The 16,114-nt window shown below is 74.2% G+C and carries 13 protein-coding genes; 10 read left to right on the forward strand and 3 right to left on the reverse strand.

The annotated features are described in order from the left end of the window. On the forward strand, positions 1–781 hold a 781-nt coding region (locus B7P34_RS06865), incomplete at its 5' end, for a class III extradiol dioxygenase subunit B-like domain-containing protein (RefSeq protein ID WP_353620234.1). 251 nt (positions 782–1,032) lie between these two features. Here B7P34_RS06865 and B7P34_RS06870 read toward each other — a convergent pair. Continuing rightward, positions 1,033–1,284 carry an antitoxin gene (locus B7P34_RS06870; protein ID WP_106674910.1) on the reverse strand — a complete coding sequence of 84 codons (252 nt, stop codon included), beginning with the start codon at positions 1,282–1,284 and terminating at the stop codon, positions 1,033–1,035. A 31-nt stretch (positions 1,285–1,315) separates the two neighbouring features. After that, entirely contained in the window at positions 1,316–1,549 is a 234-nt protein-coding gene (locus B7P34_RS06875) for a hypothetical protein (RefSeq protein ID WP_223267578.1), read from the reverse strand. A gap of 211 nt (positions 1,550–1,760) precedes the next feature. Here B7P34_RS06875 and miaA point away from each other — a divergent pair, with 211 nt between their 5' ends. The 6 genes from miaA to hflX all read left to right on the forward strand — a co-directional run bounded on the left by miaA (position 1,761) and on the right by hflX (position 9,838). Further along, positions 1,761–2,699 (forward strand): tRNA (adenosine(37)-N6)-dimethylallyltransferase MiaA, encoded by a 939-nt coding sequence (miaA, locus tag B7P34_RS06880; RefSeq protein ID WP_106674912.1) that lies wholly within the window; start codon positions 1,761–1,763, stop codon positions 2,697–2,699. A 166-nt stretch (positions 2,700–2,865) separates the two neighbouring features. Continuing rightward, the gene (locus B7P34_RS06885) at positions 2,866–3,285 is read left to right on the forward strand and encodes a hypothetical protein (protein ID WP_223267579.1); all 420 of its coding nucleotides are present in this window, start codon (positions 2,866–2,868) and stop codon (positions 3,283–3,285) included. A gap of 74 nt (positions 3,286–3,359) precedes the next feature. Further along, complete coding sequence (dapF, locus tag B7P34_RS06890; protein ID WP_106674914.1) at positions 3,360–4,250, forward strand: diaminopimelate epimerase; 891 nt, start codon at positions 3,360–3,362, stop codon at positions 4,248–4,250. Positions 4,251–4,447: 197 nt separating this feature from the next. After that, on the forward strand, positions 4,448–6,574 hold the full coding sequence (locus B7P34_RS06895; RefSeq protein ID WP_106674915.1) for a RelA/SpoT family protein: 2,127 nt from the start codon (positions 4,448–4,450) through the stop codon (positions 6,572–6,574). A gap of 164 nt (positions 6,575–6,738) precedes the next feature. Then, a complete protein-coding gene (locus tag B7P34_RS06900) occupies positions 6,739–8,211 on the forward strand; it encodes a M1 family metallopeptidase (protein ID WP_106674916.1) in 1,473 nt (490 codons plus the stop codon). A 202-nt stretch (positions 8,212–8,413) separates the two neighbouring features. Continuing rightward, entirely contained in the window at positions 8,414–9,838 is a 1,425-nt protein-coding gene (gene hflX, locus B7P34_RS06905; protein ID WP_223267591.1) for a GTPase HflX, read from the forward strand. A 120-nt stretch (positions 9,839–9,958) separates the two neighbouring features. Here hflX and B7P34_RS06910 read toward each other — a convergent pair whose 3' ends face one another. Beyond that, the gene (locus tag B7P34_RS06910; RefSeq protein ID WP_106674918.1) at positions 9,959–11,149 is read right to left on the reverse strand and encodes a trypsin-like serine peptidase; all 1,191 of its coding nucleotides are present in this window, start codon (positions 11,147–11,149) and stop codon (positions 9,959–9,961) included. A gap of 262 nt (positions 11,150–11,411) precedes the next feature. Here B7P34_RS06910 and B7P34_RS06915 point away from each other — a divergent pair, with 262 nt between their 5' ends. From B7P34_RS06915 to B7P34_RS39285, 3 genes are all read left to right on the forward strand, one after another. Then, complete coding sequence (locus B7P34_RS06915) at positions 11,412–12,968, forward strand: diaminobutyrate--2-oxoglutarate transaminase family protein (protein ID WP_106674919.1); 1,557 nt, start codon at positions 11,412–11,414, stop codon at positions 12,966–12,968. A 25-nt stretch (positions 12,969–12,993) separates the two neighbouring features. After that, the gene (locus B7P34_RS06920; protein ID WP_106674984.1) at positions 12,994–15,114 is read left to right on the forward strand and encodes an IucA/IucC family protein; all 2,121 of its coding nucleotides are present in this window, start codon (positions 12,994–12,996) and stop codon (positions 15,112–15,114) included. A 108-nt stretch (positions 15,115–15,222) separates the two neighbouring features. Then, positions 15,223–16,080 carry a GNAT family N-acetyltransferase gene (locus B7P34_RS39285; protein ID WP_106674920.1) on the forward strand — a complete coding sequence of 286 codons (858 nt, stop codon included), beginning with the start codon at positions 15,223–15,225 and terminating at the stop codon, positions 16,078–16,080. Positions 16,081–16,114: the final 34 nt, after the last annotated feature.

The following is a 16,114-nucleotide window of genomic DNA, read 5'->3' on the forward strand; positions in this document are numbered from 1 at the left end:
GCAGAACCGCGGCCCGGGACGCCTCGGGCCGCGCCTGCGCGGGAGGCGCCGCGGGCGTATCGTTCCCGCCATGCTCGTCGCCGCCGCCGTATGCCCCTGCCCGCCGCTGCTCGTCCCTGAGGTCGCCGCCGGAGCCGCACCCGAGCTGGACGACCTGCGGGCCGCATGCCTCGACGCGGTGGGCGTCCTCGCCGCCGCCCGCCCCGACCGCCTCGTCGTCCTCGGCCCCGCGCCCCTGGACGGCCGGGGGCCGCACCCGCAGGGCGCGCGCGGCTCGTTCCGCGGCCTCGGCGTGGACCTCGACGTCCGCCTGGGGCAGGGCGCGCCCGCGGACGGCCGGGAGCTCCCGCAGTCCCTGGCGGTCGCTGCCTGGCTGCTGGACCGTACGCGCTGGGCCGTCGCGCCCGTCGAGGGCCTGGGCGTCGGGGAGCCGCTGGACCCCGAGCGCTGCCTCGCGGCCGGGCGCGAGCTGGCCGGAGCCGACGGCCGGACCGCCCTGCTGGTGATGGGCGACGGCAGCGCCTGCCGCACGCTCAAGGCACCGGGCTACCTCGACGAGCGGGCCGCCGGCTTCGACGCGGAGGCGGCACGGGCGCTGGGCGCCGCCGACACCGCGGCCCTGGCCGCGCTCGACACCGCACTCGCCCAGGAGCTGAAGGCCGCGGGCCGTGCCCCGTGGCAGGTGCTCGCCGGAGCGGGCGAGGGCGCGGGGCTCAAGGGACAGCTGCTGTACGACGAGGCGCCCTACGGGGTGGGGTACTTCGTGGCGACGTGGTCGTAGGCCCGGCGCGCCGCCTCTGAGCGGCCTCAGGCCGCCGTGACGGGCCCGTGAGGAGCCCGGGGGCCCTGCGGGTCCCCTCGCGCCGAACGGCGGCGAGGGGGCCGTACAGGCCCTCAGCGGCTTCTCGCGCGGGGCGGCCGGGCTCGCGACCGGGCATCCCCGGTGCCTCCGGACACAGCGACGGGGCGCGGAGCCGATGCTCCGCGCCCCGTCGCCGACGAGGTCAGTGGGCCGGGACAGCCCGGCGATCCTCAGGAGGCCTGACCGCCCGGGGAGCCGCCTTCCTTGCCGCCCTCCTTCTCGGCGAGCCGCTCGATGGCGTCCTTGGCCTTGCCGGTGCCCGTCTGGATCCGGCTGCTGTACTTGCCCTTGGTCTTCTCGTCGACGACCTTGGCGGCCTTCTCCAGCCCCTGCTCGATCTTGTCCCCGTGCTGCTGCGCGAGATCCCCGATCTTGTCCTTCGCTGGGGCGAGCTTGGCCTTGAGAGTGTCCAACAGGCCCATGGCGCCTTCCCTCGTCTTCCTGGTTCAAGAGCTACTTACGGGCGCCCTCACCGGCCTCGCTGTCCGCAGCCTTCTCCGCCGACTGCTGCTTGGGGATCTCGACCCCCTCGCCGGCCTGAGCCTCGGCCTCGGCCTCGCCGGACTCCTCCGCCCCGGCCGCCTCGGCCTCCGTCGCGGCGGCGTCGGCCGATTCCGCCGTCAGAGTGGCCGTTGCCGCCTCTTCGGTTGACGCCTCGGACGACTTGCGGCGAAACCTTGAAAACACGCCCATATCTACTCCATTACCTTACTGGTGTGAGCGAAACCCCGCGCCGCCCGGTCCGCGCCGGGGCGCCGATCCGTGGAACAGCTGCCTCCGGCACGTGAAACCGGCCGCCGGGACCTCGCAACAGGCAACGAACCCGGCAGCGCCGCGTCACGTCGCTCGTTCGTGGGGTGCGGTCAGGGTTTGCGAGACTGATCCGGTGAAAAACCCGGTGAAAAACGCAGTTCCCGCCCCGCGGGTCATCGCCGTCGTGGGTCCCACGGCGGCCGGCAAGTCCGACCTCGGCGTCGCCCTCGCCCAGCACTTGGGCGGGGAGGTCGTCAACGCCGACTCCATGCAGCTGTACCGGGGCATGGACATCGGCACCGCCAAGCTGACCCTGGAGGAACGGCAGGGCGTGCCGCACCACCTCCTGGACATCTGGGACGTGACCGAGACCGCGAGCGTCGCCGAGTACCAGCGGCTGGCCCGCGCGGAGATCGACCGGCTCCTCGCCGAGGGCCGCACCCCCGTGCTCGTCGGCGGCTCCGGCCTCTACATCAAGGGCACGATCGACGCCCTGGACTTCCCCGGCACCGACCCGGCCGTCCGCGCCCGCCTGGAGGAGGAGCTGGCCGAGCGGGGCCCCGGCGTCCTGCACGCCCGCCTCGCCGCCGCCGACCCGGCCGCCGCCCGAGCCATCCTGCCCGGCAACGGCCGACGCATCGTGCGCGCCCTGGAGGTCATCGAGATCACCGGCCGGCCCTTCACCGCGAACCTGCCGGGCGAGGAGCCCGTCTACGACGCCCTGCAGATCGGTGTCGACGTCGAGCGCCCCGAGCTGGACGAGCGGATCACCCTGCGCGTGGACCGCATGTGGGAGGCGGGCCTCGTCGACGAGGTGCGGGAGCTGGAGCGGCAGGGCCTGCGCGAGGGCCGCACCGCCTCCCGCGCCCTCGGCTACCAGCAGGTGCTCGCCTTCCTGGCGGGGGAGTGCACCGAGGACGAGGCGCGCGCCGAGACCGTACGGGCCACCAAGCGGTTCGCGCGCCGCCAGGACTCGTGGTTCCGCAAGGACAGCCGGGTCCACTGGCTGAGCGGAGCGGCCGACCGCAGGGCGGAACTGCCCGGGCTCGCGCTGGCGTTGCTCGAACGGGCGGTCACAGCCTGATCACGTGATGGCATCGGGACGCTACGCACGCCATTCCGGCCTGCGCGGGCGTGCCATCATCAAGCTTCGATCGAGCCGTGAAGTCCGGGTAGGAGGGCGCGTGGCGATGGAGGCCGGCCCTCGCGACAGACCACAACAGCCGCCGCGGAGGGGGCACCTCCCGGCAGTGGCCGGGGGAGAGCCGGAGGCTCTGACCCCGGACGGTCCCGAGGACACCGAAGGGGCCGTCGAGACCGGCAGCGCCGCGCCCGCGTCGTTCCGGGAGCTGCGCCCGCAGCGCAGGCTGCGCATCTGGCAGCTGGCCCCGATCGTCGGGCTCGCCGCCGTCGGCTCCCTGATGTTCGCCTTCCCGCTCGCCTTCGAGTTCGGCGACGGCGGACCTGTCGTCGCCATGCTCGGCCTGCTCATCAGCTGCTGCGCCGCGGGCTGGGGGGTGATGGCCGCCCGCCGGGTCGGCTACACCTGGCCCGGCATGCCGGCCCCCGGCTCCGGCGGCCGCCCGGACTGGCGGTACGCCGCCACGTACGCCCTCGTCGTCGCCCTCGTCGTCGTCCTCGCCGTGTGGCGCGTGGCGCGGCTGCGCTGAGCGAGGCCGCAGCAGTGGGGCGGGCCGGGGCCCTCGCCGGGGGGACGGCGGGCCCGTCCCCGTACCATCGAACCGTGAGCACCACACAGATCGCCTTCCTCAAGGGCCACGGCACCGAGAACGACTTCGTGATCATCCCGGACTACGACGGCCGCATCGAGCTGTCGCCGGCCGCCGTCGCCCGTCTGTGCGACCGCCGCGCGGGCATCGGCGCCGACGGCGTGCTCCGGGTCGTCCGGTCCGCGGCCCACCCCGAGGCGCGCGCCATGGCCGGCGAGGCCGAGTGGTTCATGGACTACCGCAACAGCGACGGCAGCATCGCCGAGATGTGCGGCAACGGCGTCCGGGTCTTCGCCCGCTACCTCCGTCACGCGGGCCTCGTCGAGGCGGGCGACCTGTCCGTCGCGACCCGCGCGGGCGTCCGGCAGGCCCACATCGCCAAGGACGGCCCCGACGGCACGCCCGGCGGGATCACCGTCGGCATGGGGCGGGCCGTGCTCCCCGAGGGCGAGGTGACCGTCACCGTCGGCGGCCGCAGCCGCCCCGCCCGCAACGTGAACATGGGCAACCCGCACGCCGTCACCTTCGTCGGCCACCTCGACGAGGCCGGCGACCTGTACACCGCCCCCGGCGTCGCCCCGGCCGCCGCCTACCCGCACGGCGCCAACGTCGAGTTCGTGGCCGACCGCGGCCCGCGGCACGTCGCCATGCGCGTCCACGAGCGCGGCTCCGGCGAGACCCGCTCCTGCGGCACGGGCGCCTGCGCGGTGATGGTCGCGACCGCCCGCCGGGACGGCCTCGACCCCGCCGTCACCGGCCTCCCCGTCACGTACACCGTCGACGTCCCGGGCGGGCGCCTGGTGATCAGCGAGGCGCCGGACGGCACGGTCGAGATGACCGGCCCCGCCGTGATCGTCGCGGAGGGCGCCTTCGACCCGTCCTGGCTGGCCGCGGCGCTCGCCTGAGGACACCTCGCCCGAGGACGCCACTACCTCCTTTCCGCTCCGTCCGCCGGGCTCCGTGCGGCGTGGCTCGCTCGAATGGGTGATCCGTTTCACTCTGGGCGAGAGCGGGTGAGCAGCGCGTGATGGGCTCGGTAGCATCAAGCACCGGTACGGAGGCGCGCAGCCGACCGCCGGTCGACGCTGCCGGAGGTGCCCCCATGAGCACGGACGCCACGCCCGAAGGTGTTCCAGGCCGCTGGCGCGGCCGCGCCCGCCTCGACCTGAGACGGCTGGGGCGGGCGGCCCTCGGCGGGTCGGGCTCGCGCGGCAGGCTGCCGGACGCCATCGACCACGTCGCCAAGGTGCACCGCGCCCACCACCCGGGCGCGGACCTCGACATCCTGCGGCGCGCCTATCTGCTCGCGGAGTCCTCCCACCGCGGCCAGACCCGCAAGAGCGGCGAGCCGTACATCACCCACCCGCTCGCCGTCACCCTCATCCTCGCCGAGCTGGGCGCCGAGACGACGACCCTGACCGCCTCCCTCCTCCACGACACCGTCGAGGACACCGAAGTGACGCTGGACCAGGTCCGCGCGCAGTTCGGCGAGGAGGTCCGCTTCCTGGTCGACGGCGTCACCAAACTGGAGAAGGTCGACTACGGCGCGGCCGCCGAGCCGGAGACCTTCCGCAAGATGCTCGTGGCCACCGGCAACGACGTCCGCGTCATGTCCATCAAGCTCGCCGACCGGCTGCACAACATGCGCACGCTCGGCGTGATGCGCCCCGAGAAGCAGGTCCGCATCGCCAAGGTCACCCGGGACGTCCTGATCCCGCTCGCCGAGCGGCTGGGCGTCCAGGCGCTCAAGACGGAGCTGGAGGACCTCGTCTTCGCGATCCTCCACCCCGAGGAGTACGCCCGCACCCGCGAATTCGTCCTCGGGCGCGCCGACGGCCTCGCGACCCTGGAGGCGACGGCGGAGCGGGTCCGGGCGGTCCTGCGCGAGGCGGACATCGCGGCCGACGTCCTCGTCAAGCAGCGCCACTTCGTCTCCGTGCACCGGGTGCGCCTCAAGCGGGCGGAGGTGACGGGCTCGGACCTCGGCAGGCTGCTCGTGCTGGTCGCGGAGGACGCCGACTGCTACGGCGTCCTCGGCGAGCTGCACACGTGCTTCACTCCGTTCATCTCGGAGTTCAAGGACTTCATCGCCACCCCGAAGTTCAACCTCTACCAGTCGCTGCACACGGCGGTGGCGTGCCCCGGCGGGGAGGCCGCGCAAGTCCTCATCCGCACCCACCAGATGCACAGGGTCGCCGAGGCCGGCGTCGTCGCCCTGGGCAATCCGTACGCGGCCCCGGAGACCCCTGACGCCACGGACGGCGAGCGCGTCGACCCCACCCGGCCCGGCTGGCTCTCCCGGCTCCTGCAGTGGCAGCAGGCCACGCCCGACCCCGACACCTTCTGGACCTCGCTCCGCGACGAGCTCGCCCTGGACCGCGAGATCACCGTCTTCCGCGCCGACGGCGGCACCATCGGCCTGCCCGTCGGGTCGAGCTGCGTCGACGCCGCCTACGCCCAGCACGGGGACGGCGGGCACAGCTGCATCGGCGCCCGCGTCAACGGCCGCCTCGTCACCCTCAGCACCGTGCTGCGCGACGGCGACACCCTGCAGCTGCTGATGTCCCGCGACAGCGCCTCCGGGCCCTCGCCGGACTGGACGGAGCACGCCCGTACGCCCGCCGCGCGGATCGCCATCGAGCGCTGGCTGGCGACCCATCCCGCGGCCGAGGCGACCCCGCCCGTGCCGCTCGCGCCGGGCCGCCCCTGCCCGCCTCCCCGGGCCACCGCGCCGGCCGCGCGGTGGCCCGTCGCCGTCACGGCCGACGGGGCGGACCTGGCGGCCGCGAGCGTCCGGCTGGCGGGCTGCTGTACGCCCGTGCCGCCCGACGAGGTCACCGGCTTCGCGGTGCGCGGCGGCGCCGTCACGGTGCACCGGACGCAGTGCCCGGCGGTGCACCGCATGGTCACCTCCGGCCGGCAGCCCGTCGGCGTCCGCTGGAGCAGCCCCGAGGAAGGCGGCGCCTGCGGCTACCGCGTCACCCTGCGCGCCGAATCGTTCAGCAGGCCGCACCTCCTGGCCGACCTCACGGAGGCCATCGCCGCCGAAGGGGCGGCGGTCATCTCGGCGGCCGTCGAGCCGCCCCACGAGCAGCGCGTGCGCCACACCTACACCCTCCAGCTGCCGGACGCCGACCGGCTGCCGGAGCTGATGCGCGCCATGCGGCGGGTGCCGGGGGTCTACGACGTGGCGCGGGCCGGCCGGCCGGTGGCCACGGCGCGCCTCTAGCCGGGGGCGGGGCGGCCGGCGGCGGGAGGCGGCCGGGAGTGGAGTGACGGTTTTCGTCCCCCTGGGCAGGGAGCCGCTCGTACAGCCTTCCGGGCACGCTCGTACGGGTGGGGCGGCGCCGTGCCGCCACTGCGCAGGGGTCCCGCGCTGATAGCGATGGACGCATGCCGCAGTCACCCGGGAAACCCGCCCTGATCCCCTGGCGGACCGTGCGCCGCCGCGCCGCCCTCGCCGTCGTCACGGCCCTCCTCGTCGGCGCAGCGGCCCCACCCTCCGCGAGCCCCCAGGGCGTCGGCGACCGGCTCTTCCCGGATCTCGGCAACCCCGGCTACGACGTCGCCGCCTACGACATCAAGTTTGACTACCACGCCAACAGCCGGCCGCTCGACGCCGTCACGACCATCGCGGCACGGGCCACCACCGGCCTGGACCACTTCAACCTCGACTTCTCGGGCGGCACGGTCCGCTCGGTGACGGTCAACGGCCTGCCCGCCCAGTTCGCCTCCGCCAAGGAGGACCTCGTCGTCACCCCGTCCGTCGCCCTGCCCGCCGAGGGCCTCTTCACCGTCGTGGTCCGGCACACCAGCGACCCGCGCGACCCCAAGGACGGCGGCTGGATCCGCACCAAGGACGGGCTGGTCATGGCCAATCAGGCCGACGCGGGGCACCGGGTCTTCCCCTGCAACGACCACCCCTCCGACAAGGCCCGCTTCACCTTCCACGTCACCGCCCCCAGCGGCCTGACGGTCGTCGCCAACGGCCGGCCGGAGGGCCGCGCGGCCCGGGGCGCGAACACCGCCTGGACGTACCGCACCGAGCACCCCATGGCCACCGAGCTCGCCCAGGTCGCCATCGGCCGCTCCGCCGTCGTCCACCGCACGGGGCCCCACGGCCTGCCCGTACGGGACGTCGTCCCGGCGGCCGACCGGCAACGCGTGGAGAAGTGGGCGTCCAAGACGCCCGAACAGATCGCCTGGATGGAGGGGAAGACCGGCCGCTACCCGTTCGAGAACTACGGCGTGCTGATCGCCGACGCGTCGACCGGCTTCGAGCTGGAGACGCAGACCCTGTCCCTCTTCGAGCGCGGCCTGTTCGTCCGGGACGACCTCCCCGCCTGGTACCTCGAGTCCATCATGGTCCACGAGCTGGCCCACCAGTGGTTCGGCGACAGCGTCAGCCCGGCGACCTGGTCCGACCTCTGGCTCAACGAGGCCCACGCCACCTGGTACGAGGCGCTGTACGCCGAGCACAAGGGCGGCCGCACGCTCGACGCCCGGATGCGGGCCGCCTACGAGCACTCCGACGCCTGGCGCGGCGACGGCGGGCCGCCCGCCCTGCCGAAGCCGCCCGACCCCGGCAGGCGGATCAGCATCTTCCGGCCCGTCGTCTACGACGGGGGCGCGCTCGTGCTCTACGCGCTGCGGCAGAAGATCGGGGCGGCGTCCTTCGACCGCCTGGAGCGCGAGTGGGTCAACGCCCACCGGGACGAGACCGCCACCACGGCCGACTTCACCGCCCTCGCCTCCCAGGTCTCCGGCCAGGACCTGAAGGAATTCCTGCAGGACTGGCTCTACGGCCCGAAGACCCCGCCCATGCCCGGCCACGCCGACTGGAAGGCCGGGGCGAAACCCGCGTGACGCTCCGGCGGCGGCGTGGGACCATCGACGCGTCGGCGGGGCCGCCGGCCGCGGGAATCCCCGGGGCCGCTCGCGCGTTGTCGACGGTGCGGCCGCTCCACGGCCGCCACCTCCCAACGATGCAAAGGATCAAATGACCTCCTCTTCTTCCCTTCCCCAGGACCGGCAGAGCCTCCCGGAGAGCCTTCGGGCCGACGCCCTGATGGAAGAGGACGTCGCCTGGAGCCACGAGATCGACGGGGAGCGCGACGGCGAGCAGTACGACCGCTCCGAGCGCGCCGCCCTGCGGCGCGTCGCAGGCCTCTCCACCGAGCTGGAGGACGTCACCGAGGTCGAGTACCGGCAGCTGCGCCTGGAGCGCGTGGTGCTGGTCGGCGTCTGGACGTCCGGCACCGTGCAGGACGCGGAGAACTCCCTCGCGGAGCTCGCCGCCCTCGCCGAGACCGCGGGTGCCCTGGTGCTCGACGGCGTCGTCCAGCGCCGCGACAAGCCGGACCCGGCCACGTACATCGGCTCCGGCAAGGCCCAGGAGCTGCGGGACATCGTCCTGGAGTCCGGCGCCGACACCGTCGTCTGCGACGGTGAGCTCAGCCCCGGCCAGCTCATCCAGCTGGAGGACGTCGTCAAGGTCAAGGTGGTCGACCGCACCGCCCTGATCCTCGACATCTTCGCCCAGCACGCCAAGTCCCGAGAGGGCAAGGCGCAGGTCTCGCTCGCCCAGATGCAGTACATGCTGCCGCGGCTGCGCGGCTGGGGCCAGTCGCTGTCCCGGCAGATGGGTGGCGGCGGCTCCGGCTCGTCCGGTGGCGGCATGGCCACCCGAGGCCCCGGTGAGACCAAGATCGAGACGGACCGCCGGCGGATCCGCGAGAAGATGGCGAAGATGCGCCGGGAGATCGCGGAGATGAAGACCGGCCGCGACGTCAAGCGCCAGGAGCGCCGGCGGAACAAGGTCCCGTCGGTCGCCATCGCCGGCTACACCAACGCCGGCAAGTCCTCCTTGCTCAACCGGCTCACCGGCGCGGGCGTCCTGGTGGAGAACGCCCTGTTCGCCACCCTCGACCCGACGGTGCGCCGGGCCGAGACGCCCACCGGCCGTGTGTACACCCTCGCCGACACCGTCGGCTTCGTCCGGCACCTGCCGCACCATCTCGTCGAGGCGTTCCGCTCCACCATGGAGGAGGTCGGCGACTCCGATCTCATCCTGCACGTGGTGGACGGCGCGCACCCGGCGCCCGAGGAGCAGCTGGCCGCCGTGCGCGAGGTGATCCGCGACGTCGGCGCGGTGAACGTGCCCGAGATCGTCGTGATCAACAAGGCGGATGCCGCGGACCCGCTGGTCCTGCAGCGGCTGCTGCGCGTCGAGAAGCACTCGATCGCGGTGTCGGCGCGCAGCGGCGAGGGCATCGACGAGCTCCTCGCCCTGATCGACCGCGAGCTGCCGCGCCCCGCCGTGGAGATCGAGGCGCTCGTGCCGTACACCCAGGGCTCGCTGGTCGCGCGGGCGCACGCCGACGGCGAGGTGATCTCCGAGGAGCACACCCCGGAGGGCACGCTCCTGAAGGCGCGGGTGCACGAGGAGCTCGCGGCGGAGCTCCAGCGGTACGTGCCTGCGGCCCGCGGCTGAGGACAGCGGCCCTGAGCTGAGGACAGGCTCTGAAGCGAGAAGGCCCCGCTCCCCGGAATTCCGGGGAGCGGGGCCTTCTCGCTTCAGAGCCGCTGCTACTGCGACGTCACCGCTCGGACGTCACCGTTTGGCGAACTTCTGGCTGATGGCGTTGTAGACGCCCTGCGCCTCCGGGCCCAGGCGCGGGCCGGCCAGCCAGGTGCTGTTGGCCGGGCCGATCGAGGTGTTGGAGACCAGCACCACCTTGCCGTCCGGGCCCTTGGCGAACCAGCCGCCGCCGGACGAACCACCGGTCATCGTGCAGCCGATGCGGTACATCGTCGGCTGGGACGTCTCGATCGTCAGCCGGCTCGGCCGGTCGACGCAGTCGTACATCTTCTGGCCGTCGAAGGGCGCGGCCGCCGGGTAGCCCCAGGCGCCCATGGACTGGATGGACTTCACCTGCGGGGCGTTGAACTCGACCGTGAGGGCGTTGCCGACCGTCTCCTCCAGGGACTTGCCGGAGCCCGCCTCGGGCTTCACGTGCAGCACGGAGAAGTCGTACGGGGCACCCGCGCCACCGGTCTCGGCGCCCTGCGCGATCCACTGGGAAGAGGTCTGCGCCCAGTCAGCCCACCACACGCCGTACGGGGCGACGTCCTGCACCGGCGCGCTGTTGACCTGGGCGCCCGGAAGGCCCTTGTCGTTGTACGACGGCACGAAGGCGATGTTGCGGTACCAGCCGCCCTTCTTGCCGGCGTGCACGCAGTGGCCCGCGGTCCACACCATGTTGGACTTGCCCGGGTGCGCCGGGTCCTTGACGACCGTCGCCGAACAGACCATGTGGCCCTCGGGGCTGTCGAAGAACACCTTGCCGACCGGGGCCGCGTTGTTGTGGTACGGAACGGCGACCGACTTCGCCTGCACCGGCTGCGGCTCGGGGTCCGTCACGCCCTGGTCACCGGAGGAGCCCGGCGCCGTGCCCGGAGCGCCCTGCGTGGAGAGCGTCTTGTCGTTCGGCCGGGCGTCCTTCATGGAGTCCGGCTTCCAGTGGTCCTTGATGATGGGGTTGACGAAGTCGCGGGCCTCGCGCAGCCACTGCTCCTTGTCCCAGTTCTTCCAGGCGCCGTTCTTCCACTTCTCCAGGTCCTTCAGAGAACTGGGAAGGTTCTTGGGCAGCTCGAGGCCCTCGTCGCCCTTCTGCGAGGCGGCCGCACTGGGCTTGTCGCTCCCCGCCGCCTCGTCGTCGGACGGGCCGCACGCGGTGGCGGTCAGTGCCAGCGCGGCCGTCAGAGCGGCCGCGGCCAGCGCCGGCCTGCGGATGGATGGCATGGAGTGGGTTCCCCCTGATCGATCTGTTCGGACGTGTCCGCAATGCGCGACCACGGTGTGGACTTGTCATGCACCGCCCCAGCGGGGGAGGCAGGGCCCCACTATGCCGGTGAGGTGGAGGACGGGTTCGGGCGGGTCCTCGGTTCCGCATCGCAAGGATCTTGGCGGTGGGCCGTGATCCGTGGCGCGCGGCGTCGTTGATACGTACGGGGGAGTGCTGACCAGCGTTCAGCCCAGAGTTCAGCAGGAGGAGCCGGAGCCCGTGGCCTTGACCCAGCTACCGCCGACGGTGTCGTCGGCCGCGGTGTACGAAGGCATTCTGCGGCGGCAGTCGTCCCGCGAATCGGCCGCGCGCACGTACGCCCGGTCGCTGCCCATCGTGCCGGTGCGTGCCCGGGGGCTGACGATCGAGGGCGCCGACGGCCGCCGCTACCTCGACTGCCTCTCGGGGGCCGGCTCGCTGGCGCTGGGCCACAACCACCCGGTCGTGCTGGAGGCCATCCGCTCCGTCCTCGACTCCGGCGCCCCCCTCCACGTGCTCGACCTGGCCACTCCGGTCAAGGACGCCTTCACGGACGAGCTGTTCGCCACGCTGCCGCGGGGGCTGGCCGCATCGGGCCGGATCCAGTTCTGCAGCCCGGCCGGCACCGACGCCGTGGAGGCCGCCTTCAAGCTCGTCCGCATCGCGACGGGCCGCGACGGCCTGCTGGCCTTCACCGGCGCTTACCACGGCATGACGGAAGGGGCGCTCGCCGCGTCGGGCGGGGCGCCGGGCGCCCGGGTGACCCGGCTGCCCTTTCCCCAGGACTACCGTTGCCCCTTCGGCGTCGGCGGGGAGAACGGCGCGCGGCTCGCCGCCCGTTGGACCGAGAGCCTCCTGGACGACCCCAAGAGCGGCGTTCGCCCGCCGGCCGGGATGATCGTCGAACCCGTGCAGGGCGAAGGCGGCGTGCTCCCCGCGCCGAGCGGCTGGCTGCGCCGGATGCGCGAGCTGACCGCGGAGCGCTCCATCCCGCTCATCGCCGACGAGGTGCAGACCGGAGTGGGCCGCACGGGGGCGTTCTGGGCCGTCGGGCACAGCGGCATCGAGCCCGACGTGATGGTCCTGTCCAAGGCGATCGGCGGCAGCCTCCCGCTCGCCGTCATCGTCTACCGCGAGGCCCTCGACGCCTGGCAGCCGGGCGACCACGCGGGCACGTTCCGCGGCAACCAGCTCGCGATGGCCGCCGGAGCGGCGACGCTGCGGTACGTGAGGGAGAACGGCCTGGCCGGCCGCGCCGCCGCGCTCGGCGGGCGCATGCTGGACCGGCTGAGGCGGCTGGCGGCGGAGTACGACTGCATCGGTGAGGTGCGGGGAGCCGGGCTCATGATCGGCATCGAGTTCGTCGAGCCGGAGGACGGCGCCGGCTCCGCAGCCCGTGCCGAGTGGCTTGCCGCGGCCGGTGACGGGGCAGGGCCGACGGCCCGCCCGGAAAGCGGCGGCGTACCGGCTCCCGGTGCGCGAGGCGGGCCAGCAGGCGGCGCGCGGCCGGGCACAGGGCGCGGCCCCGGCGCCGACGGCCCGCTGCCCGCCTCGCCCGCGCGGGCCGCGGCCGTCCAGCAGGAGTGCCTCCGCCGCGGCCTCATCGTCGAACTGGGCGGTCGCCACTCCTGCGTCGTCCGCCTCCTGCCGCCCCTGACCATCACCGACGAGCAGGCCGAGGCGGTCCTCGACCGGCTCGCCGACGCCGTCGCCGCGGTCTGCCGCCCCGGTTCGCGCATCCCCGGCATCCCCGCCCCGAGCACGCCGAAGGAGGCAGGCGCCGCATCCCCGGCCTGACGCCGTGACGTGCACGCCGCACCGTATGAACGCATCCACCGGGACCGGAGCCTCCACCACCGGCCAGGAACGGGAATCGTCCGCCCAGGAACGCGAACCGTCCGCGCAGGGCTGCTCCGCGCAAGGCTCCGCGCAGGGCGCGTCCCCGTCCGCCCGTCCGCATGAGGCCGCCCAGCTGCGTGAGGCTGCCCGTCCGCATGAGGCCGCCCGGGACCGCGAGTCCGCTCAAGGGCGTGAGCCTTCCCCTGACGCACAGCCTGTCGTCTCCGCCGTCCCCCGCCAGGGCGGCGCCCCGCGCGGCGAGATCCCGGACCCCGGCCCCCCGTGCGCCCCCGACCTGCTGGAGCACCCCGATCCGGCCGTCGCCGCGGACGCCGCCGCCGTGGAGAACCTGCTGCGCTGCTGGATCCGCGAGACCGGCGTTCCGCGGCCGGACGGCCCCGTGCTGCACCTGCCGCTCACCGCGAGCGGAACGGCCCTGCAGGCGCCGGTGACCTACTGGTCGGCCACCGGCTGGCACCGCCTCGGCCGGCCGGCCCTGGCGGACGCCCCCGACGACGCCCCTGCCGTCGACGCCGTCACCCTGGCCGCACTCCTCGGCCGGGAGGCGGCGCACCGCGCCGCCCGCGCGGGCTGCCCCGCCACGGGTGAGACCGCCGACCTCGCCTCCCGCGTGGCGGACTCCGCGCGCCGCACCGCCGTCTTCCTCGCCGACCGGCGCGCCCGCCCCGCCGACCCGGGCGCGGGCGAGCTCTTCCTCTACGCCGAGCAGTCCCTGCTCCTCGGCCACCCCCTCCACCCCACGCCCAAGAGCCGCGAAGGCCTCTCCGACACCGAGGCCCGCGCCTACTCCCCGGAGCTGCGCGGATCCTTCCCGCTGCACTGGCTGGCCGTCCACCGCTCCCTCCTCGCCACTGACTCGTCGTGGACCGAGCGGGGCCGGCCCGTCGACGCCGCCACCCTCGCCGCCCGGCTCGCCGGCCCGGAGCTGTGCCTGCCCCAGGACACCGTGCCGCTGCCGCTCCACCCCTGGCAGGCCCAGGACGTCCGCAGCCGCCCCGACGTCCGGGCGCTCCTGGACGCGGGCCTGCTCCACGACCTCCGCTCCCTCGGCGCCCCCTGGTACGCCACCTCCTCCGTACGGACCGTGCACCGGCCCGGCGCGCCCGCGATGCTCAAGCTCTCCCTCGGCCTGCGCATCACCAACTCCCGCCGGGAGAACCTCCGCAAGGAGCTGCACCGCGGCGTCGAGGTGCACCGCCTGCTGCGCAGCGGCCTCGCCGAGCAGTGGCGCGCGGCCTGCCCCGGCGGCCTCGGCTTCGACGTCGTCCGTGACCCCGCCTGGCTCGCGGCCGACGCCCCGGACGGCACGCCGCTGAGCGGCCTTGACACCGTCATCCGGCACAACCCCTTCGGCCCCGGCGACGATGCCGTCTGCCTCGCGGGGCTCGTGTCGCCCCGCCCCTGGCCCGCCACCGCGCACGGCCAACCCGGAGAGCCCGCCGAAGCCCTCCCCATGCGCTCCCGCCTCGCCCGCATCGTGGCCCGCCTCGCGCACCTGACGGGTCGCCCCGCCGGCGCCGTCTCCGCGGAGTGGTTCCTGCGCTATCTGGAAGCGGTCGTGCGCCCGGTGCTCTGGCTGGACGGGGAGGCGGGCGTCGCCCTGGAGGCCCACCAGCAGAACACCCTCGTCCTCCTCGACCGGGACGGCTGGCCCGCGGGCGGCCGCTACCGCGACAACCAGGGCTACTACTTCCGTGCCTCCCACCGGGACGCACTCGACCGGCGGCTGCCCGGGATCGGCACCCGGAGCGACACCTTCGTGTCCGACGAGGTCACCGACGAGAGGTTCACCTACTACCTCGGCATCAACAACATCCTCGGCCTGATCGGGGCGTTCGGCGCGCAGCGCCTGGCCGACGAACAGCTCCTGCTGGCGGCGCTGCGCCGCTTCCTCAGGGAAGCCGCCGCCGGCCCGGCCGCCACCCGCTCGTCCCTGCCCGCCCGCCTCCTCGAAGCGCCCACCCTGCGCTGCAAGGCCAACATGCTGACCAGGCTGAGAGGGCTCGACGAGCTCGTCGGCCCGGTCGACACCCAGTCCGTTTACGTCACCATCGCCAACCCCCTGGTCACGTCGGCCCGATGACCGGCGCGAGCCCCGGCCCCGGGCGAACGGGGCCCTTGAGGACACGGGCCCGGCAGGGCCCACGGGATCCCTGACACCGAGGGGATCCTCCGAGAGGAGTGCGTCTCCGTGCCGCCCACCGACCCCAGTACCACCCCGGGCGCCGGCCCGGGCCTCGGCGCCGTCCCGGGCCCCGGCCCGAGCTCCGACGGCCTCGCCGTCACGGGCACCGGCGGCAGGCTCGACGACAGAGCCTGCGCGAGCGCCGGCGACGGCGCCGGCCCCCCGACCGACAACGAGACCACCCTCGAACTGAAGCTGTCCGAAGAGCTCACCGAGCTCCTCGACCACGACCCGCCGGAGCCCGCCGCGATCACCGCAGGCCGCGGGCCCGCCGCGGCCATCGGCCCGGGGTCCGACCTCCTCGACTCACTGCCCGACTGGGGCCCCGCCGACACCGGCGCCGGCACCTTCCAGCTCGTACCCGTCCGCGTGGAGCGCGACCTGCGGCTCATCACCCGCTGGATGAACGACCCGGCCGTCGCGGCCTTCTGGAAACTGGGCGGTCCCGAGAGCGTCACCGAGGCCCATCTACGCGTCCAGACCGGTGGCGACGGGCGCAGCATCCCCTGTCTCGGGGTGCTCGACGGCGTGCCGATGAGCTACTGGGAGGTCTACCGCGCCGACCTCGACCCCATCGCGCGCCACTATCCCGCCCGCCCGCACGACACCGGCATCCACCTCCTGATCGGCAAGGTCGCCGACCGGGGCCGCGGCCTCGGCACCCGCCTGCTGCGGACGGTCGCCGACCTCGTCCTGGAGCACCGGCCCTCCTGCGGCCGCGTCGTCGCCGAACCCGACCTGCGCAACACCCCGTGCGTCTCCGCCTTCCTGAGCGCGGGCTTCCGGCTGATGGCGGAGGTCGACCTCCCCGACAAGCGGGCGGCACTCGTGGTCCGCGACCGTTCCCTGCGCACGCTCCTCTAGTACGTACGCACTCTCTCCGGTACGTACGCGCTTC

Origin of the sequence: Streptosporangium nondiastaticum, assembly GCF_003011965.1 — a bacterium.
Lineage (GTDB): Bacteria > Actinomycetota > Actinomycetes > Streptomycetales > Streptomycetaceae > Streptomyces > Streptomyces nondiastaticus.